We start from the raw sequence: 24,680 nt of genomic DNA on the forward strand, positions 1-24,680 counted from the left end.
ACTGGGAGTTCTAGCGTGCTCGACAACATTCGCGACAGGTTGCCCGCCGGTGGCCTGCGACTCGACCCCCGCCTGGGCATGGCCGGCCTGGCTGCCGCTGCCGCGCTGCTGGCGGCAATGGTCGTCTACTGGCTGTGGCGCGACAGCGTCGGCTACCGGGCGCTGTACGGCACCCACGAGGCGTTTCCCGCCGCCGACGTGCTGCAGGTGCTCGACGGCGAAGGGGTGGATTACCGCCTGCACCCGCAGACCGGCCAGGTGCTGGTGCGTGAGTCTGACCTGGCCGCGACCCGCCTGCTGCTCTCGGCCAAGGGCGTGCAGGTGGCGGTGCCCCCGGGCTATGAGCTGTTCGACCGCGAGGAGCCCCTGGGCAGCAGCCAGTTCGTCCAGGACGTGCGCCTGCGCCGCAGCCTCGAAGGCGAGCTGGCGCGCACCATCGCCGAGCTCAAGGGCGTCGAGCAGGTGCGTGTGCACCTGGCCCAGGAGCCCAGCCATTCCTTCGTCATCGGCCGCCGTGAGCCGGCCAAGGCCTCGGTGATGCTGCGCATGGCCGCCGGCCAGCGCCTGGCCCCGGAGCAGGTGGCGGCCATCGTCAACCTGGTGGCGGCCAGCGTGCCGCAGCTGGCCCCCGAGGCGGTCAGCGTGGTGGAGCAGAACGGCGTGCTGCTGTCGCGCCAGGGCGTGGTCAACGGCGCGCTGCAGGACAGCCAGGTGGCCGAGGGCTACCGCCAGCAGGCGCTGGCCAACCTCGATGCGGTGCTGGCCCCGGTGCTGGGGGCCGGCAACTACCGGGTCAGCGTCAGCCCCGACTTCGACTTCAGCCAGAAGGAGGAGACCATCCAGGCCTACGGCGACACCCCGCGCCTGCGCAACGAGGTGGTGCGCAGCGAAAACACCCTGGACCAGCTGGCCCTGGGTGTACCGGGCTCCCTGAGCAACCGCCCGCCACCCGCCAAGCCCGCCCCACCGGCCGGGCAGACGCCGGCCGCCGGCACCCCGCCGCCAGCGGACAACCCGGCCTCCACCAGCACCCGCAGCGAGAGCACCCGCCAGCACGAGCTGGACCAGCGCATCACCCACGTGCGCCACCCCTCGTTCCAGTTGCGCCGGCAGAGCGTGGCGGTGGTGCTCAACGCCGCCGCCGCGCCGGAGGGCGGCTGGAGCGAGGCCGCGCGCAAGGAGCTGGAAGAAACCTTGCGCGGTGCGGTGGGCTTCGACGCCGAGCGCGGCGACCAGCTGATCCTCAGCGTGATGCCCTTCGTGGCCCTCAAGACGCCCGAGGAGCCGGAGGTGGCCTGGTGGGAGAGCCCGCAGCTCTACGAATACGCCCGCTTCGGCGTGGTGGTGGTACTCGCCTTGCTGTTGCTGTTCCTGGTGCTGCGGCCGGCCCTGGCCGGGCTGCGCCGTCGCCAGGACGCACCGCCAGCGGCCCTGGCGGACGGCTTGCCGGCAGGGGAGCAGGGGTTATTGCCCGGCCGTGGACCGGGCCAGGCCCTGGGCGGGGGGGTGTTCGGCGAAGCCAACCCTTTGGCCGAGGTGCGCCTGCCGGCGCCCGGCTCGGGCCTGGAGATGCAGGTGGAGCACTTGCAGCTCCTGGCCAGGAACGACCCGGAACGGGTTTCGGAAGTCATCAAGCATTGGATAGGTCGTCATGAACGAGACAACGACTCCGCCTGAAGAAGGCGCGACCCAGGCGGTACGCAAGCGCGTGCCCCCGGGGCGCGCCATGAGTTCCCTGGAACAGGCGGCGATTCTTCTGCTGAGCATGGGCGACGACATGTCGGCCAGCGTGCTGCGGCAGTTCGGCCGGGAAGAGATCGTCGCCCTCAGCCAGGCCATGGCGCGGCTCTCCAACGTCAAGCAACCCATGGTGTCGGGGGTGATCGGGCGCTTCTTCGACGACTACCGCGAGCAGAGCAGCATCAAGGGCGCCTCCCGCCAGTACCTGTCCGGCATGCTCGGCAAGGCACTGGGCGGGGACATCACCCGCAGCCTGCTGGACAGCATCTACGGCGAGGAGATCCGCGCCAAGATGGCCCGCCTGGAGTGGCTCGACCCGCGCCAGTTCGCGGCACTGATCGCCAAGGAGCACGCGCAGATGCAGGCGGTGTTCCTCGCCTTCCTGCCGCCGTCCATGGCCACCGACGTGCTGGAGTCGATGCCGGCCGAGCGCCAGGACGACCTGCTGCTGCGCATCGCCAACCTCACCGAGATCAACGCCGACGTCATCGCCGAACTGGAGGCGCTGATCGAGCGCAGCCTGGCGGTGCTCGGCACCCAGGGGTCCCAGGTGCGCGGGGTCAAGCAGGCCGCCGACATCATGAACCGCTTCAAGGGCGATCGCGGGCAGATGTTCGAGCTGCTGCGGGCCCGCAGCGAGTCCCTGGTGAGCCGCATCGAGGACGAGATGTACGACTTCTTCATCCTCTCCCGGCAGAACCCGGCGGTGCTGCAGACGCTGATGGAGAGCATCCCGCTGGAGGATTGGGTGGTGGCGCTCAAGGGCGCCGAGGCCGAACTGGTCAAGGCGGTGCAGGGCGCGCTGCCCAAGCGCCAGGCGCAGCAGATGGAATCCATCAGCCGGCGCCAGGGCCCGGTACCGCTGAGCCGTGTGGAGCAGGTGCGCAAGCAGATCATGGGCGTGGTGCGGGAAATGGCCGCTGCCGGTGAGCTGCAGATCCAGCTGTTCCGCGAAGAAACCGTGGAGTGAGTGATCCATGAACAGCCGAGTCATCAAGGGAGACAGTGCGGGATGGCGGCCTTATCGCTTCCCGCCGCGCAGTCGTCTGGCCGGGGTCATCGGCGAACGGGAGGCCGGGCTGGGTGGTCAGGCGGGCCTGTCCAACGGCTACCAGGCGGCCGTGGAGCAGGGTTACCAGGAGGGCTGCGAGCAGGGGCGCGCGGCCGGCCATGCCGAAGGCGTGGCACAGGGCCTGGCGGAGGGGCGGCGCCAGGCCCGGGAGGAGATCCGGGTGGCGGCGCAGCAGCGCTTCGAGGAGGCCAGCGCGCCCCTGCAGCAGTTGATCGAGGCGCACCGCACGCTCAACCGCGACCTGGAGCGGCGGCGTCGCGAGGAGTTGCTGGAGCTGGTGCGCAAGGTAGCGCAGCAGGTGATCCGCTGCGAGCTGACGTTGAGCCCCATGCAGTTGCTGAGCCTGGCGGACGAGGCCCTGGCCGGGCTGCCGGGGGACCTGGGGGAGGTGGAGCTGCGCCTCAACCCCGAGGAGTGCGCGCGGCTGCGGGACCTGGCTCCCGAGCGCACCGCTGCCTGGCGCCTGGTGCCGGACGAGTGCCTGGGGCAGGGCGAGTGCCGCCTGGTCACCGCCCAGGCCGAGGCGGACATCGGTTGCCAGCAGCGCCTGGAGGCCTGCCTGGAGACGCTTTCCGACCACCTGATCAAGGAGCATTGAGGTGATGGGACTGGATGAACGATTCGACCTGGACCAGGCATTGCGCTCCCTGGACGGGGTTCAGCTGGCCACCGTCAGCGGCCGTCTGGTGCGGGTCTCCGGCATGCTGCTGGAGAGCCTCGGCTGCCGCCGCATGACCGGACAGCGCTGCCGGGTGGAGACCGCCGACGGACGCGGGCTGGAGGCCCAGGTGGTGGGCTTCGACCGCGACATCACCTACCTGATGCCGTTCAAGAAGCCCGAGGGGCTGATGGCCGGCTCGCGGGTTTTCCCGGTGCGTGACGGCCAGCGCGTGGGCATCGATGACAGCTGGCTGGGGCGGGTGGTCAACGGCCTTGGCGAGCCCATCGACGGGCGCGGGCGGCTGGCCGGGCGTGACCCGCTGCCGCTGGGCCTGCCCAGCGTCAACCCGCTGCTGCGCCGACCGGTGACCGAGCCGCTGGACGTGGGCGTGCGGGCCATCAACGGCCTGCTGACCCTGGGCAAGGGCCAGCGGGTGGGGCTGTTCGCCGGCAGCGGGGTGGGCAAGAGCGTGCTGCTGGGGATGATCACCCGCCAGACCAAGGCCGAGGTGGTGGTGGTCGGGCTGATCGGCGAGCGTGGCCGCGAGGTGCAGGAATTCATCCTCCACGCCCTGGGGCCCGAGGGCCTGCGGCGGGCGGTGGTGGTGGTGGCGCCGGCCAGCGAATCGCCGCTGATGCGCCTGAAGGCCACCGAGCTCTGCCACACGGTGGCGGGCTACTTCCGCGACCAGGGCCACGACGTGCTGCTGCTGGTGGATTCGCTGACCCGCTACGCCATGGCCCAGCGGGAGATCGCCCTGGCCCTGGGCGAGCCGCCGGCCACCAAGGGCTACCCGCCGTCGGTGTTCGCCCTGCTGCCGGAGCTGGTGGAGAGCGCCGGCAACGGCGCGCACGGGCAGGGCAGCCTGAGTGCCATCTACACCGTGCTGGCCGAGGGCGACGACCAGCAGGACCCGGTGGCGGACTGCGCCCGGGCGATCCTCGACGGGCACATCGTGCTGTCGCGGCGGCTGGCGGACATGGGCCACTACCCGGCCATCGACGTCGCCGCCTCGGTCAGCCGCTGCATGGCCCAGGTCACCAGTGCCCGCCACCAGGGCGCGGCGCGGCAGTTCAAGGAGCTGCGCGCGGTGTACGAGCGCATCCGCGAGCTGATCCCCCTGGGCGGTTACACCCCGGGGCAGGACCCGCGCACCGACCGGGCGGTGCAGCTGGCGCCCAGCCTGGAGGCCTACCTGCGCCAGGACACCCATGAAGCGGCCGAACTGGAAACCACCCTGGACAACCTGTTGCACCTACTGGGAGGCCTATGAAGCAGCGCATCGAATCCCTCGACCGTCTGGCCCTGTTGCGGGCCGGCAAGGTCCGCGACGTGCAGGCACGGCTGGCCCACCAGGCCGACCTGTGCCAGCGCTGCCGGGCCAACATCCAGGCCCTGGAGCAACTGGCGGCCGCGTCCAGCGGCGGTGCCTCGCCCCTGGAGCGCGACAACGCCCAGCGTTACAAGCTCACCCTGCACCGGGCCCTGGCCTGGCAGCGCCGTGAACTGGCCACCTTCGAACAGATGCGGGAGCGGCTGCAGGCCGAGCTGCAGCAGGCGCGCTTCGACGAGCTGCGCCTGGCCCATGTGCGGGATGACCAGCTGGCTCAGTGGCACCAGCTGCAGGCCCGCCAGGAACAACGCCAGCAGGACGCCATGGCCACGCAGAGCTGGCTGCGCGGCCGGTATTGACGGGGCCGTCTGTCTGGCGGTGCGCATACCCTGTCCCGGGCTGAAGCCCGGGCTACGCCGTGCGCGTGATTCACGGCGGCGTTTAAGCGGGGGGCGATGCGGGTCGCCCAGTGGGAGGGAACCCGTTTGCCCCACTGGAGGCCCCATGGAAATCAACCGAACCCTGCCCGCAGCCCCTGTGACACCGCTGGAGGCGACGTCCCGTCATGATCGGGAGCCGTCCTCGGTGCCGGCAGGCGTGGCGAGCCTGCGTGCCCGGGAGGCGTCGATGCCGCTGGAGGCGCTGCAGGAGGCCCTGCGGGACCTGCCGGAGATCGACCTCGACCGGGTGCTGGCGCTGCGTGAGCTGCTGCGGGAGAAGGGCCTGGACACCCGGCCCGATACCCTGGCCCGGGCCATGCTCGGCCACCACCGGGGCCAGGAGGGGTGAGCGCGGCGAAGCGCCAGCAGGTGCTGGCCACCCTGGAGGCGGACCTGCTCGCCGACCACCGCGCCATGCCGGCGCTGCTGGAGCACCTGGAGGCGCTGCATGCGGCCCTGGGACGACACAACCAGGGCCAGGTGGACGCGCTCAACGGCTACATCCAGCAGGCGGTGGATGCCATGGCCGAGCGCGCGCAACGACGTGCCCGGGTGCTGCGAGCCAACCGCCTGGCCGAAGGGCGCGGCGGCATGGCGCGCCTGCTGGCCTGCTACCCGGCGGAGCGCGCGAATGCCCTGCGGATGGTCTGGGGGGAGCTGGGGGAGATGCTGCAGCAGTGCCGCCGCCTCAACGAACGCAACGGGCGCCTGCTGGCCGCGCAATGCGAGCTGATGGACCGGTGGCTGGAGCCGTCGCTCTACACGCCGGCCTGAGGCGCGGGGCGGCGCTGCCGGCGGCAGCGCTCGGAGCAGTAGCGCACTTCGTCCCAGCAGCGCGCCCATTTGCGCCGCCAGGCGAAGGGCAGGCCGCAGGCGGCGCAGGTCTTCTGCGGCAGGTGGGCCTTCTTCACAGCGCCTCCCCGGCGTCGAGCCGGGCCAGCAGGGCTTCGCCCCGGGCCCAGAGGGCGTCCTGCTTGGCCTCGTCCATGCGCTCCAGGCTGCGGTAGATCATGCCCAGGCGGTGGTTGCCGCGCAGGCGGTCGCGGTGGCGCATGAGGAAGTGCCAGTACAGGGCGTTGAACGGGCAGGCCCGCTCGCTGGTGCTCTCGCTGACCTTGTAGTGGCAGCTGCCGCAGTAGTCGGACATGCGCTTGATGTACTGGCCGCTGGCGCAATACGGCTTGGAGCCCAGGTAGCCGCCGTCGGCGTGCATGACCATGCCCAGGGTGTTGGGCAGCTCGACCCAGTCGAAGGCGTCCATGTAGACCGCCAGGTACCAGTCGCAGATGGCCGGCGGGGCGATCCCGGCCAGCAGGGCGAAGTTGCCGGTGACCATCAGCCGCTGGATGTGGTGGGCGTAGGCATGCTCCAGGGTCTGGCCGATGGCCTGGCGCATGCAGTTCATGCGGGTGTCGGCGGTCCAGTAGAAATCGGGCAGCGGACGCCGGTTGCCGAAGGCGTTGCGCTGGGCGTAGTCGGGCATCTGCAGCCAGTAGATGCCGCGCACGTACTCGCGCCAGCCGATGAGCTGGCGGATGAAACCTTCGGCGGCGTTCAGCGGAACGTCGCCGCGCCGGTAGGCGCTTTCCACGTCGTCGCAGAGGCGGCGCAGGTCCAGCAGGCCGATGTTCAGCGCGGCGCTGATGCGCGCGTGGAAGAGGAAGGGCTCGCCTTCGGCCATGGCGTCCTGGTAGTCGCCGAAGGCGGCCAGGCCCTGGTCGAGGAAGCACTGCCAGAGGCGCTCGGCCTCGGCGTGGGTGACGGAGTAGTCGAAGCCCTCCACCTGGCCGTAGTGGTCGCTGAAGCGCTGGCGCACCAGGTCGATCACCGCCGTGGTGGTGGCGTCCGGCGGGAAGCGTGCCGGCAGCGGGGCCTTGACGCCCTTGGGCAGGGCCTTGCGGTTCTCGGCGTCGAAGTTCCAGGCTCCGCCCAGCGGGGTGTTGCCGTCGGGCTCCATGAGCAGCCCGGTGCGCTTGCGCATCAGCCGGTAGAACAGCTCCATGCGCAGTTGCTTGCGGCCTTCGGCCCAGCCGGCGAAGGTGGCGCGGCTGCAGAGGAAGCGGTCGTCCTCGTGCCACACCTGGGGCAGGTCGACGGCGCGCAGGGCCTGCTCCAGGCGCCACTCGCCGCATTCGGTGAGGTGCACTTCCCGCGCCTGCAGCTGCATGGCCCAGCGGCTGAGCTCGCCGGGCAGGCTGCCGCTGTTGGCGGGGTCGTCGAGCTGCACGTAGTGCACGGTGAAGCCGCGTTGGCGCAGGGCCTCGGCGAAGTGCCGCATGGCGCTGAGGATCAGCACGATCTTCTGCGGGTGGTGCGGCACGTAGCGGGTCTCTTCCTGCACTTCGGCCATCAGCACCGCGTCCTGCGCGGGGTCGAGGGCGCGCAGGGCGGCGAGGTCGAAGCTCAGCTGGTCGCCGAGGACCAGCGCCAGGCGGCGTACGGGCATGGCGTTACCAGGCCGATTGCAGGGAGATCGGCAGGCGCATCGGCTCCTGCGGGCCGCCGCCGAGGCCGCAGGCTTCGTCCTGCACCACCTGCTGCACGAGGTGGAAGGGCACCGGGGTGATGCCCTGGAGCACGTCGCGGGCCTGGGTCATGGAGCGCAGGTGGAGCACCTTGCCCTGTTCGTCGAGCACCGGCTCGCAGCGCTGTGGGGTGATGGCGTGGAGAACGTAGTTACCGCCTTCCAGGGCGATCAGTTCGAGGCTGTTGAGCTGCTGGGACTGGGCGAGGTTGAACAGCTGCTGCAGGTTCATGGCACGTTCCTCTCGTGGGGTGGTTCACCAGGGCAGGGGCTCGCCGGTGTAGGCGTAGAAGCCGCCGCTGGCCTCGGGGCCGGTGCGGTCGATGACCGCCAGCAGCTGCTCCGCGGCATCGGCCGGCGGGCGGCCCGTCTCCCCGCCCCGGAAGGGCTGCGAGAGGCGGGTGTTCACGGTGCCGGGATGCAGCGCCAGGACCACGCTGGCCGGCTGCCGGCGGGCGAGTTCGATGGCGGCTGTCTTCACCAGCATGTTCAGGGCGGCCTTGGAGGCGCGGTAGCTGTACCAGCCGCCGAGGCGGTTGTCGCCGATGCTGCCGACCTTGGCCGAGAGCAGCGCGAGGACGCTGCGGCGGCGGTCCAGCAGGCCGCTGAAATGGCGCAGCACCAGGGCGGGGCCGAAGGTGTTGGCCTGGAAGGTGGCTAGCAGTTGGGCGTGGTTCAGGTCGCCCAGTTTCTTCTCGGGCATGAACTGCTCGGTGTGCAGCAGCCCGGCGGCATTGATGATCACCTGGAACGGCCCGAGGGCCTCCACGGTGCGGGCGGCGGCTTCGATGCTGGCCTCGTCGGTGAGGTCCAGCCGGGGCGTGCTGGTGCGGCCCAGGCCCAGGGCGAGGCCGCAGCGCGGGTCGGCGGCCAGGGCGTCGAGCAGGGCGCCGCCGATGCCGCCGCTGGCGCCGATCACCAGGGCGCGGTAGCCGTCGGGGAAGCTGGGCAGGGTCATGGTGGGTTCAGTCCCGCTTGCGGAAGAACAGGGTGACCTGGCCCAGCTCGACGCCGAACTTGGTCATGAAGGAGCGGTTGGCCAGGGTGCGGTCGTCCAGCAGGTACATCCAGTCGTCGAAGTTGACGTGGTAGGTGGTGCCGTCCACCGGCAGCTCCAGCACGTAGCGCCAGCGCAAGGCGTTGCCGGCGACTTCGCCCTCGGCCACGCCGACCACGTCCGGGGCGGTGCCGCGCCAGCGGTTGGGGCCATCGGGGCGCAGGGTCCAGACCCGCTGCTGGCGGGTGCCGTCGCTGTAGGTGAAGCGTTCGTCGAGGATCAGCCGGCCGGCTTCCTCGCGACCCTGGATGTCGACGTGGAAACGCTTGATCACCTTGCCGGAGCGGTCCTGGAACATGCCCCAGGCGTCCACCCCGCCGACGAAGTAGCGGCGCAGGTCCAGGGTGGGGTTCTCGTCCTTGTAGTCGCCCACTTCCACCTGGCTGCAGGCGCTGAGCAGCAGGCAGAAGAGCAAGGCCAATCGCGATTTCATGGTGGGCTCCGTAAAAAGTTGTACATGGATGGAGTGAATGTACAAGAAAAGCTGTATTTGTCGAGTGTTTGTATAGGATTTTGGGCGGCACGGGACAGCCGGCTGCCCGAGGTGGGCAGCCGGTGGGGATCGGGTGAGGGAGAGGGGGCGGAGCGGTGGGTGCGGTGCGGGTCAGTCGAGGACGACGTGGGGCAGGAAGCGGCTGGTGTCCTTGGTGATCAGGCTGTCGTCCTCGCGGATGCCCATGCCCGAGGCGGTGTCGCCGATGACCCAGGAGCCGATCAGGGTGTAGCTGTCGCCGAACTTCGGCAGCGGGGCGAACTGCTGGAGGATGTAGGGCGCGTCGGTGTAGGGGCCGTCTTCGGCGATGCGTTCGTCGCCTTCGGTGCGGATCTCGATGTTGGCGCCTTCGCGGGAGAAGAACGGCTTGCGCACCCAACCCTTGGGTACCGGCGCGCGCGGGTCGGCGTCGAGGTGGCTGGGCAGCAGGTTGGGGTGGCCCTCGTTGAACTTCCACAGCAGCGGGAGGATGCCTTTGTTGCTGATGATGGATTTCCACGCGGGCTCGACGAACTGGGTGTCGCAGCGTGGCACGGCTTCGCCGAAGGGCTCGCGGAAGATGTGCTCCCAGGCGTGCAACTTGAACAGCCGGGGAATCCAATTGCCCTGCAGGTCGACGAAGCGGCCTTCGGCGGTGAGGCCGATGTCTTCGATGTCGATGTGCCGGGCGTCGATGCCCGCCAGCCCGGCCATGCGCCCGAGGAAGTCGGTGGTGCCCCGGTCTTCCACCGAGCCGGCGATGGCGGAGAAGTAGAAGGGGGTGTCCTTGGCGAAGGTGTCGAAGGCGCGGATCAGGTCTTCGGCCAGGGTGTTGAACTGGTCGGCCTCGGCGGGCAGGGCGCCGCGGCGGATCTGGTCCTCCAGCCAGAGCAGTTGCACCGAGGCGCACTCCAGCAGGGAGGTGGGGGTGTCGGCGTTGATCTCCAGCAGCTTGGCCGGGCCGCGCCCGTCGTAGCTGAAGTCCATGCGCCCGTAGAGGTGCGGGTGGCCTTCCTTCCAGGAGGTGCGGACCAGATCGAAGAACGCCGGCGGGATCGCCAGGCCGCTGAGCAGTTCCTCGCTCTCCACCACGCGCTCGACCACGTCCAGGCACATCTGGTGCAGCTCACGGGTGGGCTGCTCGATGTCCTGGGTGACCTGTTCGCGGGTGAAGCGGTAGTAGCCGCTTTCGTCCCAGTAACGCTCGCCGTCGATGGTGTGGAAGGCGAAGCCTTCGCGCTCTACGCGCTCACGCCAGTCGGGGCGTTCTTCGATGCTGATCTTGTGCATGGCCTGTCCTTAGCCGCCGAAGCCGAAACCGCCGGTCTTGCCGCCCCAGCCACCGCGTGCGTTGGCTTCGCTGCCGAAGCCGCCACGGGAGATGGTGGAGCCCACCGCCGAGCTGGTGCTGCCGGTCTTGCTGCTCAGACTCTTGCCCAGGGTCTGCTGGGTGTAGGTGGAGGAGGGGCTGCTGCGGGCCTGGGTGGAGCGGCTGAAGGTCTTGCCCTGCTCGATCTGCCGGGACAGCGTCGAGGTGGAGTAGCCACCCCGGGTGTCGCGGTACTGGTAGATCGGCTGGGAGTAGTAGTGGTTGCCGCTGTTGCCCATCATGTGGCCGATCAGCAGGCCGGTGAGCAGGCTGTTGTCGCTGTGGCCGGTGCTCTGCACCACCTGCTGCTGGGCCTGCTCGTAGGTGTCGCGGCTGACCTGGTTGGTCATGGACAGCTCGAAGCCGGCCAGGCGCGGCATGAACTTGCCGTCCGAGGTGGCCTGGCAGTAGCCGGGCACGAAGTCGGCGTCGCAGGCGTCCTTGCTGTCGTAGGTGGGGGCGATGGCGCGGTGGTCGGCCATGGCGGTCATGTAGGCATCGGAGCAGACGTCCACGGGGAACTTGTCGGCGACGCAGGCCTGCACGTTCTTGAAGGTCTTGGTGGCGGTGACCTGGACCGTGTCCTGGGGCTTGCTGCAGCCGGCGATGGCCAGCGGCAGGGCGCCGGCCAGGACCAGCTGTACGGAGTTGCGCTTTCTCATCGGGGTGTCCTCGCGTCGCCGTCTCAGGTCGAGGGGGTCATGCAGGCGGAGTTGAGGAAGCCGATGCTGATGGCCACCGAGGCGGAGTAGATGGCAGCGGCGTGCTCGCCACGGGCGATGCGCCCCGGCAGGTCCTTGAGCACCAGGCTGGCGACGAAGAAGGCCAGCAGCTGGACGATGGCGGCGATCACCACCCAGACCACGAAGTCCAGGACGCTGACGCTGTAGGCGATGATGTTGCTGGCCGGCAGGGCGAAGCCCACCAGGGAGCCACCCAGAGCGACGGCGGCAGCGCTGTTGCCTTCGCGGATCAGGGCGAATTCCTTGTGCGGGGTGATGCGCGTGTAGACGAACTGGAACAGCGCGAACAGGGCGGCCGCCACCAGGATGTACACGGCGAAGCCGAGTACGGCCGGGGCGTTGAGGGACATGCGCAGGGCGTCGAGCATGTGGGGTCTTCCTTGGTCAGAGAACGTTGATGTCGGTGATCTGCAGCGTCACGCCCACCGCGGTGGTGAGGCTGATGACGCCGTCTTCGTCTTCCTCCACCGAGAAGAGCAGGAACTCCCTCCGGTTGAGCAAGCCGATCTCGCGGGCATAGAGCATGCTGTGGTGCTCGATGCCATAGCTGGCTTCGGGGCTGACGACGAACTCGCGCAGGGGCACCAGTTCGGTCTGGCCGTCCTCGCTGCCCCACTGGCGGATGTATTCCTCACCTTCCAGCTCGTACAGCGGCATGCCGATGCGGGCGTTGGGGCCGGCCAGGCGCATCAGCTCGTCGCGGCTGTTGATGGCCGTCACCTGGTGGTAGCCGAAGAGGATGATGGACTCGATGTCGCTGTCGTCCGGGCCGTTCATCAGCACCTGGAGGAAGTAGTCCTCGTCGTCCAGGTAGAAGCGTTTGATGCGGGTGGACTGGCCCAGTTCCAGGGTGCCGACGGCCCAGACCTTTTCGTCGCCGGGGATCTCGACCCCGGTCTGGCCGTCCAGCAGGGCCTTCAGGGAGCGGTCCAGGCACAGCATGCGACCGGCGGCCAGGCCCAGGGGCTGGCTGTCGCTGACGTGGCGGGTGCCGGTGTTGCTGGGCAGGGGCGGCTCCAGGCCGAGCCAGCGCTTGAGGGTGCTCACAGGGCGTCTCCTTGCAGGCGGTCAGTGGCGATGTAGAAGATCTCGCCGCCTTCGACGTTCAGCTCGTTGGCGGGATTGATGGCGAACTGGGTGGCGCCCGGCGCGCGGTAGCCGATCAGCGTGGCGCCGTGCTCCTGGCGCAGGCGGATGTACAGCTCGCCGCAGGTGGTGCGCAGGCTGGCCGGCAGCACGTGGCGGTACTGGGTGGCGCCTTCGCCGACACACAGCAGCTCGGTGACCACGGCGCTGGAGCCCGGGTCCTGGGAGGCGCGCACCAGCATCTCGATGGCCATGTTGGAGGTGCACTCCAGATCAGGCGCATAGCGGCGGGCGAGGGCGGCGCGCTCGGAGTCGTTGAAGTGGGCGACCACGTGGCCGGAGGTGCCGATGGCCTTGAGGGTGAGGACGATGGCCAGGGTCAGGCTGTCGGAACGGGTGTGCACCAGGATGCGCTCGGCCCCTTCGACCCCGGCGCGGCGCAGCAGGGCGGGGGTGTCGAGGGAGTCGCCACGGACGAAGGAGGCGCGGCCGGGCAGCGGGTTCTCTTCGATCAGGGCGTCGCAGATCACCAGGTTGTCATCGCGGGTGGTCACGTCCTGGTAGAGCAGCTCGACGATGCGCTCGCTGGCTTCGCCTTCCCAGCCGATCAGCACGGTGTGGTCCTTGAGGGTCGAGTAATCGCCCAGTCCCTTCATGTTCTTTCTCCAGAGTTCGCCGACGGAGGTGGATGCCTTGCCGATCACGGTGGTCAGCAGGGCGATGCCGCCGAGCATGATCCACAGGGTGGTGACCAGTTTGCCGGGCGCGGTCTTCGGCGAGAGGTCGCCGTAGCCCACGGTGGTGGCGGTGGTCAGGTAGAAGTAGGTGAAGTCGATGCCCTGGGTCAGGTGCTCTTCACCGGCCAGGGTCAACAGCAGGTAGGACAGGCTGTAGTGGCCTGCCAGCAGCATGCCGATGCCGGCCCAGCCGAAGCGCTGGAAGAAGGCCGAGGTGTGGTAACGCAACAGCAGCATCAAGGACATGGCATCCACTCCAACAATCTGTCCATTCGGGGCCGGGTGATGATCCCGGCACGCCGTTTCAGTTTCCTTGCACGTCCAGCCGCTTCGAGTGCATCAGCCAGGCCACCAGCACACCGGCGACGGCACCGGCGATGTGGGACTCCACCGACACGCCCGGCACCGGGATGAACCCGTACACCAGGCCGCTGTAGCCGGCCAGGGCCGCCAGGGCCACCAGCAGGCTGGCGAAGCTGCGCTGGAACCAGGCCCGTGCCAGCAGGTAGGTCCAGAGGCCGAAGATCAGCCCGCTGGCACCGACATGCACGCTGGTTCGCCCGAACACCCACACCAGGGCGCCGCCGAGCAGGGTCACCAGCAGCGCGACGCGCAGGTAGCGGCCCAGGCCTTCGGTGCTGACCAGCCAGCTGAGGACGATGAAGGGAACCAGATTGCTCAACAGGTGACGGAAGGATCCGTGCAGGAACGGGGCGAAGATTACACCCTGCAGGCCGTAAATGCTGCGGGGAATGATGCCATGGCGTACGAGACTGTCGCCGGTGACGCTATTGACGATCTGGATGACGACCATGAGGGCCGCCAGGACGAGGATGACGCGGATGCGCTTGCCGGACTCCATGGTGGCGTCCCGAACTCCATGCGAAAGGGGGCGGGGCGGGCGGTTGCCCGCCCCGCAGGGGTGTTACTGGGCGCTGTCCGAGGACTGCTTGGCCTTCAGGCGGGCCAGCACGTCGGCGGCGCTGCCGCTCTGGGCGCCGATGCCGGCTTCCTGCAGGCGGCGCTCCAGGTCGCCACCGTTGGCGGCGGTCTGCATTTCCTCGGCGGCGGCCAGGCGGGCGTCCTGCTCGTCCTGGCGCTGGCGCAGGCGGTTCAGGCTGTCCAGGGCGGACTCCACCTTGCCGTTGGCGCCGCCGGTGGCTTCGGCGGTGGCGACGCGGGCGCGTTGCACCACTTCGCGGGCCTTGGCCATCTCGATCTGCTGCTTCAGGCTCTTCAGCTGGCCTTCGGCCTTGTTGACCTGGGCGTGCAGCATGTCGGCCTGCTTGCCGAACTGCTCGGCCTGGTTCTTCTCCTGGTCACGCTGGGCTTCCAGTTCGGCGATCTTGTTGGCGCACTCCAGGGCCAGGCCTTCTTCGCCCTTGTTCAGCGCGGCGGTGGCCTTGCCTTCCCAGTTGGCGATGTCGTTGCCCAGGCTTTCCAGGCGCTGCTGGGACAGCTTCTGCTTGGCCTTGATGTCCACCAGGCCGTTGCGGGCCTGCAGCACGGCCTTGTCGGCATCACGCATTTCCTGCTCGAGGATGCGGATGGCGTTGGCGTCGACGATGGCTTCGCCGACTTCCGAGGCACCGCCACGTACGGCGGTGATGATTTTTTTCCAGATGCTCATGGGGCTTCTCCTACGGGGGAATTCGGTCAGGCCTTGAAGTGGTCTTCGAAGGCTTCGACGGCGCGGATCACGTTCTCGGCCAGGGTGAAGACCTCCTGCACGATGACGGTCAGCGACGAGGCGGCGCTGAGGGCGCCGAACATGGAGTACACCTCCTGCCCGTCGATCACTTCGACCCCGACCGAGGACAGCGGGAACAGGTCGCGGGTACGCAGTACCAGGGCGTTGAAGTAGTGCGGATCCTTCACGTCGCTGACCGGTACCAGGGTGGCGTCGACCATGATGTGGTCGCCTTGCACCGCCAGGTAGATCGGCAGGTCGCCGTATTCGGTCATGGTCAGCTTCAGGCCGGCCTGCTCGCCCTCGGCGACGCTCAGCAGGATTTCACCCGCGGCCACCAGTTCCAGTTCGGCCAGTGCGCTGTGAAGCGAGCTGAGGGTCCAGTTGCTGTTCTCGGTCATGTAGTCCTCCAGTTTGACTCGGTCGCCCAGAAAGGGCTGCCGTAACGCTCTCTCGATGCCTTTAAGGGCGTTCACGTTTTCGGGAAGGATCCAGAATTCGCGCTTCACCAAACCCGCATCGCGAAGTCGGTTCCTCATATCGCGGACATAGTCGGCGGAGGTCTTGCCCTTGGGCGAAGTGGCCTTCCGTTCGCTGGTGTCCGTGGTCTTCTTGCGAGGCATTTCGCTCCTCCTCAAGTGCAACGGAGCGAACATTACGCCGGTCCGAGCGGTTGCGCAATTCCTTACATGAAAGATTTTATGAATCTTTCATGTAAGTATTTTTTGCGGCTTTTACGGCCCTGCGCAAACGCCCGGCACAGGGCCGGGCGCGTGGCATTGCAGAGGGGGAGGGGCTTCAGCGGGTGCGGATCTCGCCGCTGGCGAGGCTGTGGGCGTCGTTGCCCATGGCGTCCTTGAGGTCCAGGTCCGCGCCCTTGCGGCGCAGGGCTTCAAGCAGCTCGGTGCGCTGGAACAGGGCGGCGTACATGGCGGCGGTCTGCCCGGCGGCGTTGCGCTGGTCGGTGGGGCAGTCGGCCTGCATCAGGCGCCGGGCGATGCCCAGTTCGGCCTTGAAGATGGCGCCCATCAGGGCGGTGTTGCCGCGTTGGTCCTGCAGGCAGGGGTTGGCGCCGGCGGCCAGCAGGGCGTCCACGGCTTCGGCGTGGCCATGGTAGGCCGCGAGGATCAGGGCGCTGTAGCCCTTGGCGTCCTGGGTGTCGAGGTCGTAGCCGGCCTCGATGAAGGTGGCGAGCATGTCGGTGCGGCCGTTGCGCGCGGCCTCGAAGAAGTAGTCGGCCAACTGGGCCTTGATGGCGGCCTCGTCCGGTTGCGCGGCGACCGCCAGGCTGCTGGCCAGCAGCAGGGTGCAGAGTAGGGCTTTCATCGCGGGCTCCAGGGGCCGGCCCGCATGAAGCGGGCCGGCGGTTGGGTCAGTCGGAGAGTTTCGCGGCCAGGGCCTTCACCTTGGCCAGGTCGCCACCGGCCACCTGGGTGACGCGGGTGCCGTAGTCGGCATCGGCCTTGTAGAGGAAGGACAGCATGATGTGCTTGCTCTCGCTGTCGGTGCCGGCCAGGGACTGGCCGAAGCTGTTCACCAGGTCCTGCTTCTCCTTGCGGCTGTAGGAGCGGTACAGGTCACCGGCCTGCTTGAAGTTCTGCTCGCGCTGGATGCGGCGCTGCTGGGTGGTGCCTTGCAGCGGGGTTTCCACGTAGCGGGCGGCAGTCGTCTCTTCACGCGGTTCCAGGCGGCTCGGCTGGTAGTTCACGCCACTCAGGCTGTGACCGGCGTTCATCGCGCCGTCCTGGTTGCCGTTGTTGACCGGGACCTTCGGGCGGTTGACCGGCAGCGACAGGCCGTTGGCGCCGACGCGGTAGAGCTGGGTGTCGGCGTAGGCGAACACGCGGCCCTGCAGCAGGCGGTCTTCGGAGGGCTCGATGCCGGGTACCAGGTTGGACGGTGCCATGGCCACCTGCTCGGTCTCCTGGAAGAAGTTGTCGACGTTGCGGTTCAGCACCATCTGGCCGACCTTGCGCTCCGGCACGTCAGGCCAGATCTTGGTGGCGTCCAGCGGGTCGAACTCGAAGCGCGCCAGGTCCTCGGGCTTGAGCACCTGCACGTAGAGGTCCCACTTCGGGTAGTCGCCCTTGGCGATGGCGTTCACCAGGTCGTTGGTCATGTGGCTGTAGTCCTTGCCCTGGACGGCCTCCACTTCCTTCGGGTCGAGGTTGCGGATGCCCTGCAGGCTCTTCCAGTGGAACTTCACGTAGCTGACCTCGCCCTTGGCGTTGACCAGCTTGTAGGCGTGCACGCCGTTGCCGTCCATGAAGCGGTAGCCGGCCGGGGTGCCCTCGTTGGAGTAGAGCAGGGTCAGGGTGCGGATGGCCTCGGGGTGGTGGGAGAAGAAGTCGAAGCGGCGCGAGTCATCGTCCAGGTTGCTGCGCGGGTCCGGCTTGAAGGCGTGGACCATGTCCGGGAACTTGATGGCGTCGCGGATGAAGAAGGTGGGGAAGTTGTTGCCCACCAGGTCCCAGTTGCCGTCGGCGGTGTAGAACTTGGTGGCGAAGCCGCGCGGGTCACGCAGGGTTTCCGGCGAGTGGTTGCCGTGCACCACCGAGGAGAAGCGTACGAACACGGGGGTGCGCTCGCCGTTGCGGAACAGCTTGGCGACGGTCAGGTCGGCGAGGTCCGCCGTGGCGGTGAACTCACCGTGGGCGCCGGTGCCCCGGGCATGCACCACGCGCTCGGGGATGCGCTCGCGGTCGAAGCGCTGCAGCTTCTGGATCAGTTGCACGTCCTGCAGCAGCACGGAGCCGTTGGGGCCGGCGGTCTGCGAGTTCTGGTTGTCACCCACGGGGGCGCCGTTGTCGCGGGTCAGCGGGGCGGCCATCGCGGTCGAGAGGTTGAGCATGAAGGCCGATGCCAGGCCGAGGGCCAGGCCGTTGCGGCTATGAATGGACATTTTCGTCTCCTGATGTCTCTGGTTCGGGTTACTGCCGGGCAGACCTTAGGAACATCAGGGCGCTGTTAATAATGAATTTTGGGCAGTCGCCCGATTAAGAAATATGAACGGGGAAGCCCGCGCGCGCTCGCTACAGTACCCCGGCCTTCACTGACTGGAGCCATACCGCGATGCCCTGGGGCATCGTCGAGCCGGGAAGCCTATGACCTTGACCGAACTGCGTTACGCCGTGGCCTTGGCCGATACGCAACACTTCGGCCGCGCCGCCGAGCGCTGCCACGTCAGCCAGTCCACCCTCTCGGTGGGCATCAAGCGGCTGGAGGACGACCTGGGGGTCGCCCTGTTCGAGCGCGCCCGGGGCGCGGTGCAACTCACCCCCATCGGCCACAGCATCGTCGAGCGTGCCCAACGCGTGCTGGTGGAAGCCAATGGCGTGCTGGAGCTGGCCCACGTCGGCCGCAACCAGTTGGGGTCGCCGCTGCGTATCGGCGCCATCTACACCATCGGCCCGTACCTGTTCCCGCACCTGGTACCGCAGCTGCACACCGTGGCGCCGCAGATGCCGTTGTACATCGAGGAGAACTTCACCCACGTGCTGCGTGATCGCCTGCGTGCCGGCGAGCTGGATGCGCTGATCGTCGCCATGCCCTTCAGCGAGCCGGACGTGCTGACCAAGGTGCTCTACGACGAAGCCCTGTACGTGGCGATGCCGGCCGACCACCCGCTGGCCGACACGCCCCGGGTGGAGGCACGCCATCTGAGCGATGAGCCGCTGTTGCTGCTGGGGGAAGGGCACTGTTTCCGCGACCGGGTGCTGGAGACCTGCCCCTCGGCCCAGCGCGAGGCGGGAGGCCGCGCCACGCACCTGGAGGCCAGCTCCCTGGAGACCATTCGCCACATGGTGGCGTCCGGGCTGGGGGTTTCGGTGTTGCCGCATTCGGCGCTGGATGGCCATGCCACGGGCAACCTGGCGATCCGCCCCTTCGCTCCGCCGGCGCCGTTCCGCCAGGTGGCCATCGCCTGGCGCGCGAGCTTTTCTCGCCCGCGCGCCATCGATGTGCTGGCCGATTCGGTCAGGCTGTGTTCGGTGCGCCCGACCTAGGCCGGGCTCACCAGCCGCAGGCCGCCTCGAAGCTGTCGGCGCGGGCCATGGCCCACATGCGGGCGTAGAAGTCGGCTTCGAGGTCGTCCCGCAGCAGGTCGCCCGGCTTGAGGAAGAGGTGGAGCTGGGAGAACAGCCGGATCTCCCGGTCGGACACGCGCCGCACCAGGTGGCGCGGTTCGAGCTGGGAGGGGTGCTCCAGGCCGGCGGCGGCGAGCATCTCGGCCAGGGCCTTGAGGGTGTTGCGGTGGAAGTTGAAGACCCGCTCGGCCTTGTCGGGCACCACCAGGGCGCGCTGGCGCAGCGGGTCCTGGGTGGCCACGCCGGTGGGGCATTTGTTGGTGTGGCAGCTCTGGCTCTGGATGCAGCCGATGGCGAACATGAAGCCCCGTGCGGAGTTGGCCCAGTCGGCGCCGATGGCCAGCACGCTGGCGATGTCGAAGGCGCTGACGATCTTGCCGCTGGCGCCCAGGCGGATCTTGTCCCGCAGGTTCAGCCCCACCAGCACGTTGTGCACGAACAGCAGCCCTTCGCGCAGCGGCACGCCGATGTGGTCGGTGAATTCCAGGGGCGCCGCGCCGGTGCCGCCTTCGGTGCCGTCGACGACGATGAAGTCCGGCAGGATGCCGGTCTCCAGCATGGCCTTGGCGATGCCCATGAACTCCCAGGGGTGGCCGATGCACAGCTTGAAGCCCACCGGCTTGCCGCCGGAAAGCTCACGCAGGCGCTCGATGAACTGCAGCATCTCGATGGGGGTGGAGAAGGCGCTGTGGCGGGAGGGGGAGATGCAGTCCTCGCCCATGGGCACGCCGCGGGTGAGGGCGATTTCCTCGGTGACCTTGTGCTTGGGCAGGATGCCGCCGTGGCCGGGCTTGGCGCCCTGGCTGAGCTTGATCTCGATCATCCGCACCTGCGGGCTGGCAGCCTGGGCGGCGAAGCGCTCCGGGTCGAACTGGCCGGTGGCGGTGCGGCAGCCGAAGTAGCCGCTGCCCAGTTCCCACACCAGGTCGCCGCCGTGTTCGCGGTGGTAGGGGCTGATGCTGCCCTCGCCGGTGTCGTGGTAGAAGTTGCCGCGCCGGGCACCCTGATTCAGCGCGCGGATGGCGTTGGCGCTGAGGGAGCCGAAGCTCATGGCGGAGATGTTGAACACCGAGGCGGAGTAGGGGTGCTTGCACTGCGGGCCGCCGATCACCACGCGGAAGCTGGACGGGTCACTCAGCGGCGCCGGGCGCATGGAGTGGCCGATGAACTCGAAGCCGGCCTGGTACACGTCGATCAGCGTGCCGAAGGGCTTGTCGGCGCCCTCGTTCTTGGCGCGGGCGTAGACCAGCGAGCGCTGGGCGCGGGAGAAAGGCAGCTGTTCGCCATCGCCCTCCAGCAGGTACTGGCGGATCTCCGGGCGGATGCCCTCCACCAGGTAGCGGATGTTGCCCAGGATCGGGTAGTTGCGCCGTACGGCGTGGCGGTCCTGCAGCAGGTCGACGATGCCCAGCAGGCTGAGCAGGCCGGTGAGCAGGGTCAGCGGCCAGAGCCACTCGTGGTGGATGAAGGGCAGGGTGACCAGGGTGAAGAGCACGCAGAAGGCGAAGAACGCATAGCGGCTGAGAAGCGACAGGTTCATGCGGGTTCCTTGTGGGGAGAGTGCGCGGCACAGCTTAGCGGAACGCAGCGGCGCCGGGTCCGAAGCGGCTCAGGGAAGCGGACGGGATCGGGCGTCGAATTGCCGCCACAGGGCGGCCTCGCGGCCGTTTTCGCGCAGTTGCGCCAGGCCCCGGTCGAACGCGGCCCTCAGTTCGGTGGCGCCCGGTGCCGGACCGAACAGGAGGAAGTAGTCCCAGCGTTGCAGGACCGGCGTGGTGGCCAGCCGTGCGCCTTCCTCGGGCGTCAGGCGGGTGCTGATGAGCCAGCGGCCGGTGCCCTTGACCATGTCCACGGCATCGATACGTCCGGCGGCGAGCTTGCGCAGGTTCTGCAACTCGTCCCCGCTCACCTCGTAGCGCAGCAGGCCACGGCGCTCGGCGGTTTCCAGCACCGGCGTCTTCGCCGAGCCGAGCGGCAGGCCAATGGTGAGGCCGCGCAGGCGCTCGATCTGCTCGGCGGTGCCGTTCCAGGCCACCGGGTGGGCCTGGTTGTAGAACAGCACCACTTCATCGCTGTAGACCCGTTGCGAGTAGCTGCAGCAGGCGTCGCGCTCGGGGCTGTGCCCCCATACGGCGGAGGCCTGCCAGTGGCCCCGGCGGACCTCCTCGAAGGCGCGCTTCCAGGGGAAGAACCCATAGTCGACGCGGATGCCCTGGGTGGCGAAGGCCTCGCTGATGAGGGTGGGGATCACCCCGTAGCCGGGCTGGCCGGCGCTGATCAGGGGTGGCCATTCGCCGATGGCGATGCGGATCTGGCCGTCAGCCTGTACAGGGCCGGCCAGCAGGGCGCAGAAGAGGGACAGCAGGACCCGCGAACGGCGCATCGAAGCTTCCTCGGCTGGATACGCCCCGGGCGGGGCGCTCGTTCAGCCAAGCACAGGCCGTACGGGTCTGCCAGCCGGCCTAGCGGGCCAGCAGCGGGCGCTCCAGCAACTGGTGGCGCTGCTCGGCAGGCAGCCGTTCGGCGATCTCCAGCAGCATGGCCTGGGCGGCGGCCTGCAGTTCGCCCGTGGCCTGGCGCTGGCGGGCGAAGCCGTTTTCGATGGCGCTGCGGTCCAGGGGATCGGCGGCCAGTTGCTTCAGCAGCTGCCGGCGGTTGTCGCGGTTGGTGCTGGCCAGTCGGCGCAGCTCCGGCGCATGGGTGCTGATGATGGCGCTGACTTCGCTGCGCTGGGCGTCGGGCAGGGCCTCCACGCGGGCCATGAGCTGGTGCATGGGCTGGCTCTGCAGGCCGAAGGCGAGGGCCGGCGTGGCCGGGCGGGCGATCAGCCAGCCGACCAGGAAGGCGTTGGCCGCCAGGGAAAGCAGCAGGGCAGTGGCAAGGAGTCCGGTTCGTTTCATGGCTCGTCCGTCCACAGCAGTTGGTCCACGGCCTGGGCCGCGAGGGCCAGGTCATCGTCGGCCGGTGGGCTGGCCAGGTGGCCGCCGAGCAGGCCCAGCAGGCCGCACAGCACGAGGCTGGCGAGGCTCGCTTGCCAGCCGGGTTGCCAGTGCGCCAGGGCGCGACGCAGGCGCAGGTGCCAGGGCCGCCGCTGCGGCTGGGCGGTGGCGTGGGCGACGATGCGCGCGGCCAGGTCGGGCGCCGGGCGGGGCGCGGGCTGGTCGGCCAGGTGGCGCAGGTCCGGGTCTTGGTTCATGGGGATTCCTCCTCGTTGCGGCGGCTGGGCAGCCAGCGCCGGAGCTGGGCGCGGGCACGGCCGAGCAGGCCCTCCAGCGCTTTCACATGCAGGCCCATGGCGGCCGCCGCCTGGGGGTTGCTGTGCGCCTCGAAGTAGCAGAGCACCACGGCCATGCGTTGCCGGTCCGGCAGGCGCTGGACCACCCGGTGCAGTTCGGCGGCCTCGCGGGCCTGTTGCAGCTGCTGTTCGGCCGGGGTGTCGGGGTCGAGCAGTTCATCCAGCAGGGTGTCGATGTCGGTCTCCGGACGGCGCTTGCGTCGCCGCAGCTGGTCCAGGCACTGGTGCACCAGGATGCTGTGGAACCAGGTGGTGAAGCGTGCCCGTCCGGGTTGCCAATCGCAGGCGTGGGTCCACACGCGGGTGAAGGCTTCCTGGGCGGCGTCCTCGGCGTCGGCATGTTCCGGCAGTACGCGCCGGGCAATGGCATAGGCGCGCGGCAGGTGCCGCTGCACCAGCGTCGAGAAGGCCCGCTCGTCACCCTCGGCCACCTGGGCCATGAGCTGTTCGTCGTCGAGTGGCATCCGTTGCGTTCGCCTGGCCTCAGGAACAGGGGCTGCCGGGCGCTTCGGCCCGCGTGGAGCGGAAATGCAGGGGCATGCCGGGCACCTTTCAGGGATTGGGGGTGAGGGTGACGCTGCCGGTGCGGGTGTTGCCCTGCGGGCCGGTGACGCTGCGGCTCAGGGTGCCGCTGTCGCGGTCGAGACTGTAGCGGGTGGAGCGCTCTGCCGTCTCGCCGTTGGCGCCGGTGACCTGTACCTGGTGGCTGAGGCTGCCGTCGTCGGCGCGGCTGGTCTGCTGGGTGAAGGTGCCGCTGTTGCCGGCAGCGTTGCTCCAGGTCCCGCTGGTCTGGCCGTCCTGCCGGGTGGCCTCGATGCTGCGCGAACGCCCGTCGGTCCCCGTGGTGGTGCGGCTGAGCTGGCCGCTGGTGGCGTCGTAGCGGGTGGTGCTGCTGGTGCTGGCGGTGCGGCCGTTCTCGCCGGTGACGCTGCGCTGGCGGGTCAGGCCGTCGGCCAGGGTGCCGCTACGCTGGGTCTGCCAGGTGCCGCTGTGGCCTCGGCCGGTGCTGAAGCCGCCGGCGCGCTGGCGCTCGCCGGCATCGACACCACCGGCCAGGACGACGGCCAGGCAGAGCAGGGGAAGCAGGGCGGAGCGGGGAGACGGGTGCATGCTGAACCTCGTTTCAGGGTGGGGTTGCCGGTGTTACGCCGGCCCGGGCACGGCCCCTGCGTTTTTTTGCGTGGGCCCCGGAGTAAACTGCGCGCCTCTTCAAGGCCGGGGTGGTGCGGTGAACTGGGACATCTTCTGCAGCGTGGTGGACAACTACGGCGACATCGGCGTGACCTGGCGTCTGGCCCGGCAGCTGGTGGCCGAGCACGGGCTGGCGGTGCGCCTGTGGGTGGACGAGCCGGCGGCCTTCCAGCGCCTGCACCCGGCGGCTGATCCCCAGGCAGACCGGCAGGTCTGTGCCGGGGTGGAGGTGCGCCGCTGGCACCGGGAGTGGCCCGAGGTGGCCCCGGCCGATGGGGTGATCGAGGCCTTCGCCTGCGAGCTGCCGGCGGCCTACGTGGCGGCGATGCAGGCCCGTGAGCGTCCGCCGTTGTGGTTGAACCTGGAGTACCTGAGCGCCGAGGACTGGGTCGGTGGCTGCCACGGGCTGCCTTCGCTGCAGGCCAATGGGCTGAACAAGTTCTTCTTCTTCCCCGGGTTCCGTGCCGACACCGGCGGCCTGCTGCGCGAGGCCGACCTGCTGACGCGGCGCGAGGCCTGGCAGGCGGACCGGGTGGCACAAGACGCCTTCCTGGCTTCCCTGGGCGTGGTGCGCGAAGCCGGTGCGCGGCTGGTCTCGCTGTTCGCCTACGAGAACCCGGCGCTGGCGAGCTGGCTGCAGGCACTGGCCGAGGACGCCCGGCCGACCTGCCTGCTGGTGCCGGAGGGGCGCATCCTCGGTGACCTGGCTGCCTGGGCGGGGCAGGACGGGCTGGTGGCGGGGGATCGGCTGCAGCGCGGCAACCTGTCGCTGGTGGTGCTGCCCTTCGTGCCCCAGGACGACTATGACCGCCTGCTGTGGTGCTGCGACTTCAACGCCGTGCGCGGCGAGGACTCCTTCGTGCGGGCGCAGTGGGCGGGGCGTCCGCTGCTGTGGCACATCTACCAGCAGGCGGAGGACGCCCACCTGGAGAAGCTGGAAGCCTTCCTGGCGCTGTATGGCGAGGGGCTGTCGAGCGAGGCGGCGCTAGCGTTGCGTGGTGCCTGGCTGGCCTGGAACCGGGGAGGCGACATGGGCGAGGCGTGGCGTGCGCTGGTTCGCCACGAGGCTGAGCTGCAGGTCTGGGCCCAGCGCTGGTGCGGTCTGCAGGGATCGCGGCAGGACCTGGCCGCAGGGATGGTGCATTTTTATACAAATTGGATATGATACGCGGCCTGTTTTTAGTC

The 24,680-nt window shown here is 69.1% G+C and carries 30 protein-coding genes; 9 read left to right on the forward strand and 21 right to left on the reverse strand.

Annotated elements, in window-relative coordinates; translation table 11 throughout:
- Positions 1 to 15: 15 nt before the first annotated feature.
- The 7 genes from fliF to flgN all read left to right on the forward strand — a co-directional run bounded on the left by fliF (position 16) and on the right by flgN (position 6,020).
- Positions 16 to 1,677: a flagellar basal-body MS-ring/collar protein FliF gene (gene fliF, locus FBY21_RS02790; protein ID WP_142008474.1), complete on the forward strand. Its 1,662-nt coding sequence runs from the start codon at positions 16 to 18 to the stop codon at positions 1,675 to 1,677.
- Positions 1,652 to 2,710, forward strand: a complete 1,059-nt coding sequence (locus tag FBY21_RS02795; protein WP_142008476.1) for a FliG C-terminal domain-containing protein — start codon at positions 1,652 to 1,654, stop codon at positions 2,708 to 2,710. Before fliF ends, FBY21_RS02795 begins: the two co-directional genes overlap by 26 nt.
- Before the next feature lie 7 nt (positions 2,711 to 2,717).
- A complete protein-coding gene (gene fliH, locus FBY21_RS02800; RefSeq protein WP_142008478.1) occupies positions 2,718 to 3,410 on the forward strand; it encodes a flagellar assembly protein FliH in 693 nt (230 codons plus the stop codon).
- Positions 3,411 to 3,414: 4 nt separating this feature from the next.
- Positions 3,415 to 4,746 (forward strand): flagellar protein export ATPase FliI, encoded by a 1,332-nt coding sequence (fliI, locus tag FBY21_RS02805; RefSeq protein WP_044400008.1) that lies wholly within the window; start codon positions 3,415 to 3,417, stop codon positions 4,744 to 4,746.
- Positions 4,743 to 5,165: a flagellar FliJ family protein gene (locus FBY21_RS02810; protein WP_074967993.1), complete on the forward strand. Its 423-nt coding sequence runs from the start codon at positions 4,743 to 4,745 to the stop codon at positions 5,163 to 5,165. The genes fliI and FBY21_RS02810 overlap by 4 nt, the downstream gene beginning before the upstream one ends.
- A gap of 145 nt (positions 5,166 to 5,310) precedes the next feature.
- Complete coding sequence (locus FBY21_RS02815; RefSeq protein WP_142008480.1) at positions 5,311 to 5,595, forward strand: flagellar biosynthesis anti-sigma factor FlgM; 285 nt, start codon at positions 5,311 to 5,313, stop codon at positions 5,593 to 5,595.
- On the forward strand, positions 5,592 to 6,020 hold the full coding sequence (gene flgN / locus FBY21_RS02820) for a flagellar export chaperone FlgN (RefSeq protein WP_142008482.1): 429 nt from the start codon (positions 5,592 to 5,594) through the stop codon (positions 6,018 to 6,020). Before FBY21_RS02815 ends, flgN begins: the two co-directional genes overlap by 4 nt.
- On the opposite strand, the gene FBY21_RS02825 is transcribed toward flgN, so the two are convergent.
- The 15 genes from FBY21_RS02825 to katB all read right to left on the reverse strand — a co-directional run bounded on the left by FBY21_RS02825 (position 6,005) and on the right by katB (position 17,775).
- On the reverse strand, positions 6,005 to 6,157 hold the full coding sequence (locus FBY21_RS02825; RefSeq protein WP_142008484.1) for a DUF2256 domain-containing protein: 153 nt from the start codon (positions 6,155 to 6,157) through the stop codon (positions 6,005 to 6,007). The genes flgN and FBY21_RS02825 overlap by 16 nt on opposite strands.
- Positions 6,154 to 7,692 carry a cryptochrome/photolyase family protein gene (locus tag FBY21_RS02830; protein ID WP_142008486.1) on the reverse strand — a complete coding sequence of 513 codons (1,539 nt, stop codon included), beginning with the start codon at positions 7,690 to 7,692 and terminating at the stop codon, positions 6,154 to 6,156. The genes FBY21_RS02825 and FBY21_RS02830 overlap by 4 nt, the downstream gene beginning before the upstream one ends.
- Before the next feature lie 4 nt (positions 7,693 to 7,696).
- Positions 7,697 to 8,002 carry a DUF6482 family protein gene (locus tag FBY21_RS02835; RefSeq protein ID WP_044399893.1) on the reverse strand — a complete coding sequence of 102 codons (306 nt, stop codon included), beginning with the start codon at positions 8,000 to 8,002 and terminating at the stop codon, positions 7,697 to 7,699.
- Positions 8,003 to 8,026: 24 nt separating this feature from the next.
- A complete protein-coding gene (locus tag FBY21_RS02840; RefSeq protein WP_142008488.1) occupies positions 8,027 to 8,728 on the reverse strand; it encodes an SDR family NAD(P)-dependent oxidoreductase in 702 nt (233 codons plus the stop codon).
- A 7-nt stretch (positions 8,729 to 8,735) separates the two neighbouring features.
- Positions 8,736 to 9,260 carry a DUF3833 domain-containing protein gene (locus tag FBY21_RS02845; RefSeq protein WP_044399887.1) on the reverse strand — a complete coding sequence of 175 codons (525 nt, stop codon included), beginning with the start codon at positions 9,258 to 9,260 and terminating at the stop codon, positions 8,736 to 8,738.
- Positions 9,261 to 9,431: 171 nt separating this feature from the next.
- Entirely contained in the window at positions 9,432 to 10,589 is a 1,158-nt protein-coding gene (locus tag FBY21_RS02850; protein ID WP_044399883.1) for a glutathionylspermidine synthase family protein, read from the reverse strand.
- A gap of 9 nt (positions 10,590 to 10,598) precedes the next feature.
- Positions 10,599 to 11,330, reverse strand: a complete 732-nt coding sequence (locus FBY21_RS02855; RefSeq protein WP_044399880.1) for a DUF1190 domain-containing protein — start codon at positions 11,328 to 11,330, stop codon at positions 10,599 to 10,601.
- Positions 11,331 to 11,353: 23 nt separating this feature from the next.
- Positions 11,354 to 11,779 carry a DUF350 domain-containing protein gene (locus FBY21_RS02860; protein ID WP_044399877.1) on the reverse strand — a complete coding sequence of 142 codons (426 nt, stop codon included), beginning with the start codon at positions 11,777 to 11,779 and terminating at the stop codon, positions 11,354 to 11,356.
- Between the two features lie 16 nt (positions 11,780 to 11,795).
- Positions 11,796 to 12,458 carry a DUF2491 family protein gene (locus FBY21_RS02865; protein ID WP_142008490.1) on the reverse strand — a complete coding sequence of 221 codons (663 nt, stop codon included), beginning with the start codon at positions 12,456 to 12,458 and terminating at the stop codon, positions 11,796 to 11,798.
- Complete coding sequence (locus FBY21_RS02870) at positions 12,455 to 13,480, reverse strand: ion channel (RefSeq protein ID WP_142008492.1); 1,026 nt, start codon at positions 13,478 to 13,480, stop codon at positions 12,455 to 12,457. Before FBY21_RS02870 ends, FBY21_RS02865 begins: the two co-directional genes overlap by 4 nt.
- 58 nt (positions 13,481 to 13,538) lie before the next feature.
- A complete protein-coding gene (locus tag FBY21_RS02875) occupies positions 13,539 to 14,096 on the reverse strand; it encodes a rhomboid family intramembrane serine protease (RefSeq protein ID WP_142008494.1) in 558 nt (185 codons plus the stop codon).
- Positions 14,097 to 14,159: 63 nt separating this feature from the next.
- A complete protein-coding gene (locus FBY21_RS02880; protein ID WP_142008496.1) occupies positions 14,160 to 14,864 on the reverse strand; it encodes a PspA/IM30 family protein in 705 nt (234 codons plus the stop codon).
- A 26-nt stretch (positions 14,865 to 14,890) separates the two neighbouring features.
- Positions 14,891 to 15,547, reverse strand: a complete 657-nt coding sequence (locus FBY21_RS02885) for a YjfI family protein (protein WP_074968008.1) — start codon at positions 15,545 to 15,547, stop codon at positions 14,891 to 14,893.
- Positions 15,548 to 15,722: 175 nt separating this feature from the next.
- The gene (locus FBY21_RS02890) at positions 15,723 to 16,250 is read right to left on the reverse strand and encodes an ankyrin repeat domain-containing protein (RefSeq protein ID WP_044399859.1); all 528 of its coding nucleotides are present in this window, start codon (positions 16,248 to 16,250) and stop codon (positions 15,723 to 15,725) included.
- 46 nt (positions 16,251 to 16,296) lie between these two features.
- Positions 16,297 to 17,775, reverse strand: a complete 1,479-nt coding sequence (katB, locus tag FBY21_RS02895) for a catalase KatB (RefSeq protein ID WP_409563808.1) — start codon at positions 17,773 to 17,775, stop codon at positions 16,297 to 16,299.
- 253 nt (positions 17,776 to 18,028) lie between these two features.
- Between katB and FBY21_RS02900 the strand changes: the two genes are divergently transcribed.
- On the forward strand, positions 18,029 to 18,928 hold the full coding sequence (locus FBY21_RS02900; RefSeq protein WP_142008500.1) for a hydrogen peroxide-inducible genes activator: 900 nt from the start codon (positions 18,029 to 18,031) through the stop codon (positions 18,926 to 18,928).
- A gap of 7 nt (positions 18,929 to 18,935) precedes the next feature.
- On the opposite strand, the gene FBY21_RS02905 is transcribed toward FBY21_RS02900, so the two are convergent.
- The 6 genes from FBY21_RS02905 to FBY21_RS02930 all read right to left on the reverse strand — a co-directional run bounded on the left by FBY21_RS02905 (position 18,936) and on the right by FBY21_RS02930 (position 23,414).
- Positions 18,936 to 20,549 (reverse strand): FMN-binding glutamate synthase family protein, encoded by a 1,614-nt coding sequence (locus tag FBY21_RS02905; RefSeq protein ID WP_142008502.1) that lies wholly within the window; start codon positions 20,547 to 20,549, stop codon positions 18,936 to 18,938.
- A gap of 69 nt (positions 20,550 to 20,618) precedes the next feature.
- A complete protein-coding gene (locus tag FBY21_RS02910) occupies positions 20,619 to 21,392 on the reverse strand; it encodes a substrate-binding periplasmic protein (protein WP_083422324.1) in 774 nt (257 codons plus the stop codon).
- Between the two features lie 79 nt (positions 21,393 to 21,471).
- Positions 21,472 to 21,909, reverse strand: a complete 438-nt coding sequence (locus FBY21_RS02915; protein WP_142008504.1) for a periplasmic heavy metal sensor — start codon at positions 21,907 to 21,909, stop codon at positions 21,472 to 21,474.
- Positions 21,906 to 22,205 carry a hypothetical protein gene (locus tag FBY21_RS02920; protein ID WP_142008506.1) on the reverse strand — a complete coding sequence of 100 codons (300 nt, stop codon included), beginning with the start codon at positions 22,203 to 22,205 and terminating at the stop codon, positions 21,906 to 21,908. The genes FBY21_RS02915 and FBY21_RS02920 overlap by 4 nt, the downstream gene beginning before the upstream one ends.
- Positions 22,202 to 22,768: a sigma-70 family RNA polymerase sigma factor gene (locus FBY21_RS02925; protein WP_142008508.1), complete on the reverse strand. Its 567-nt coding sequence runs from the start codon at positions 22,766 to 22,768 to the stop codon at positions 22,202 to 22,204. Before FBY21_RS02925 ends, FBY21_RS02920 begins: the two co-directional genes overlap by 4 nt.
- Before the next feature lie 88 nt (positions 22,769 to 22,856).
- A complete protein-coding gene (locus FBY21_RS02930) occupies positions 22,857 to 23,414 on the reverse strand; it encodes a hypothetical protein (RefSeq protein WP_142008510.1) in 558 nt (185 codons plus the stop codon).
- Between the two features lie 118 nt (positions 23,415 to 23,532).
- On the opposite strand from FBY21_RS02930, the gene earP reads away from it, so the two are divergent.
- Positions 23,533 to 24,660, forward strand: coding sequence for an elongation factor P maturation arginine rhamnosyltransferase EarP (earP, locus tag FBY21_RS02935; protein WP_253543626.1), 1,128 nt, complete (start codon positions 23,533 to 23,535; stop codon positions 24,658 to 24,660).
- Positions 24,661 to 24,680 lie beyond the last annotated feature (20 nt).

The sequence above is a fragment of the Pseudomonas sp. SLBN-26 genome (assembly GCF_006715895.1).
GTDB lineage: Bacteria > Pseudomonadota > Gammaproteobacteria > Pseudomonadales > Pseudomonadaceae > Metapseudomonas > Metapseudomonas otitidis.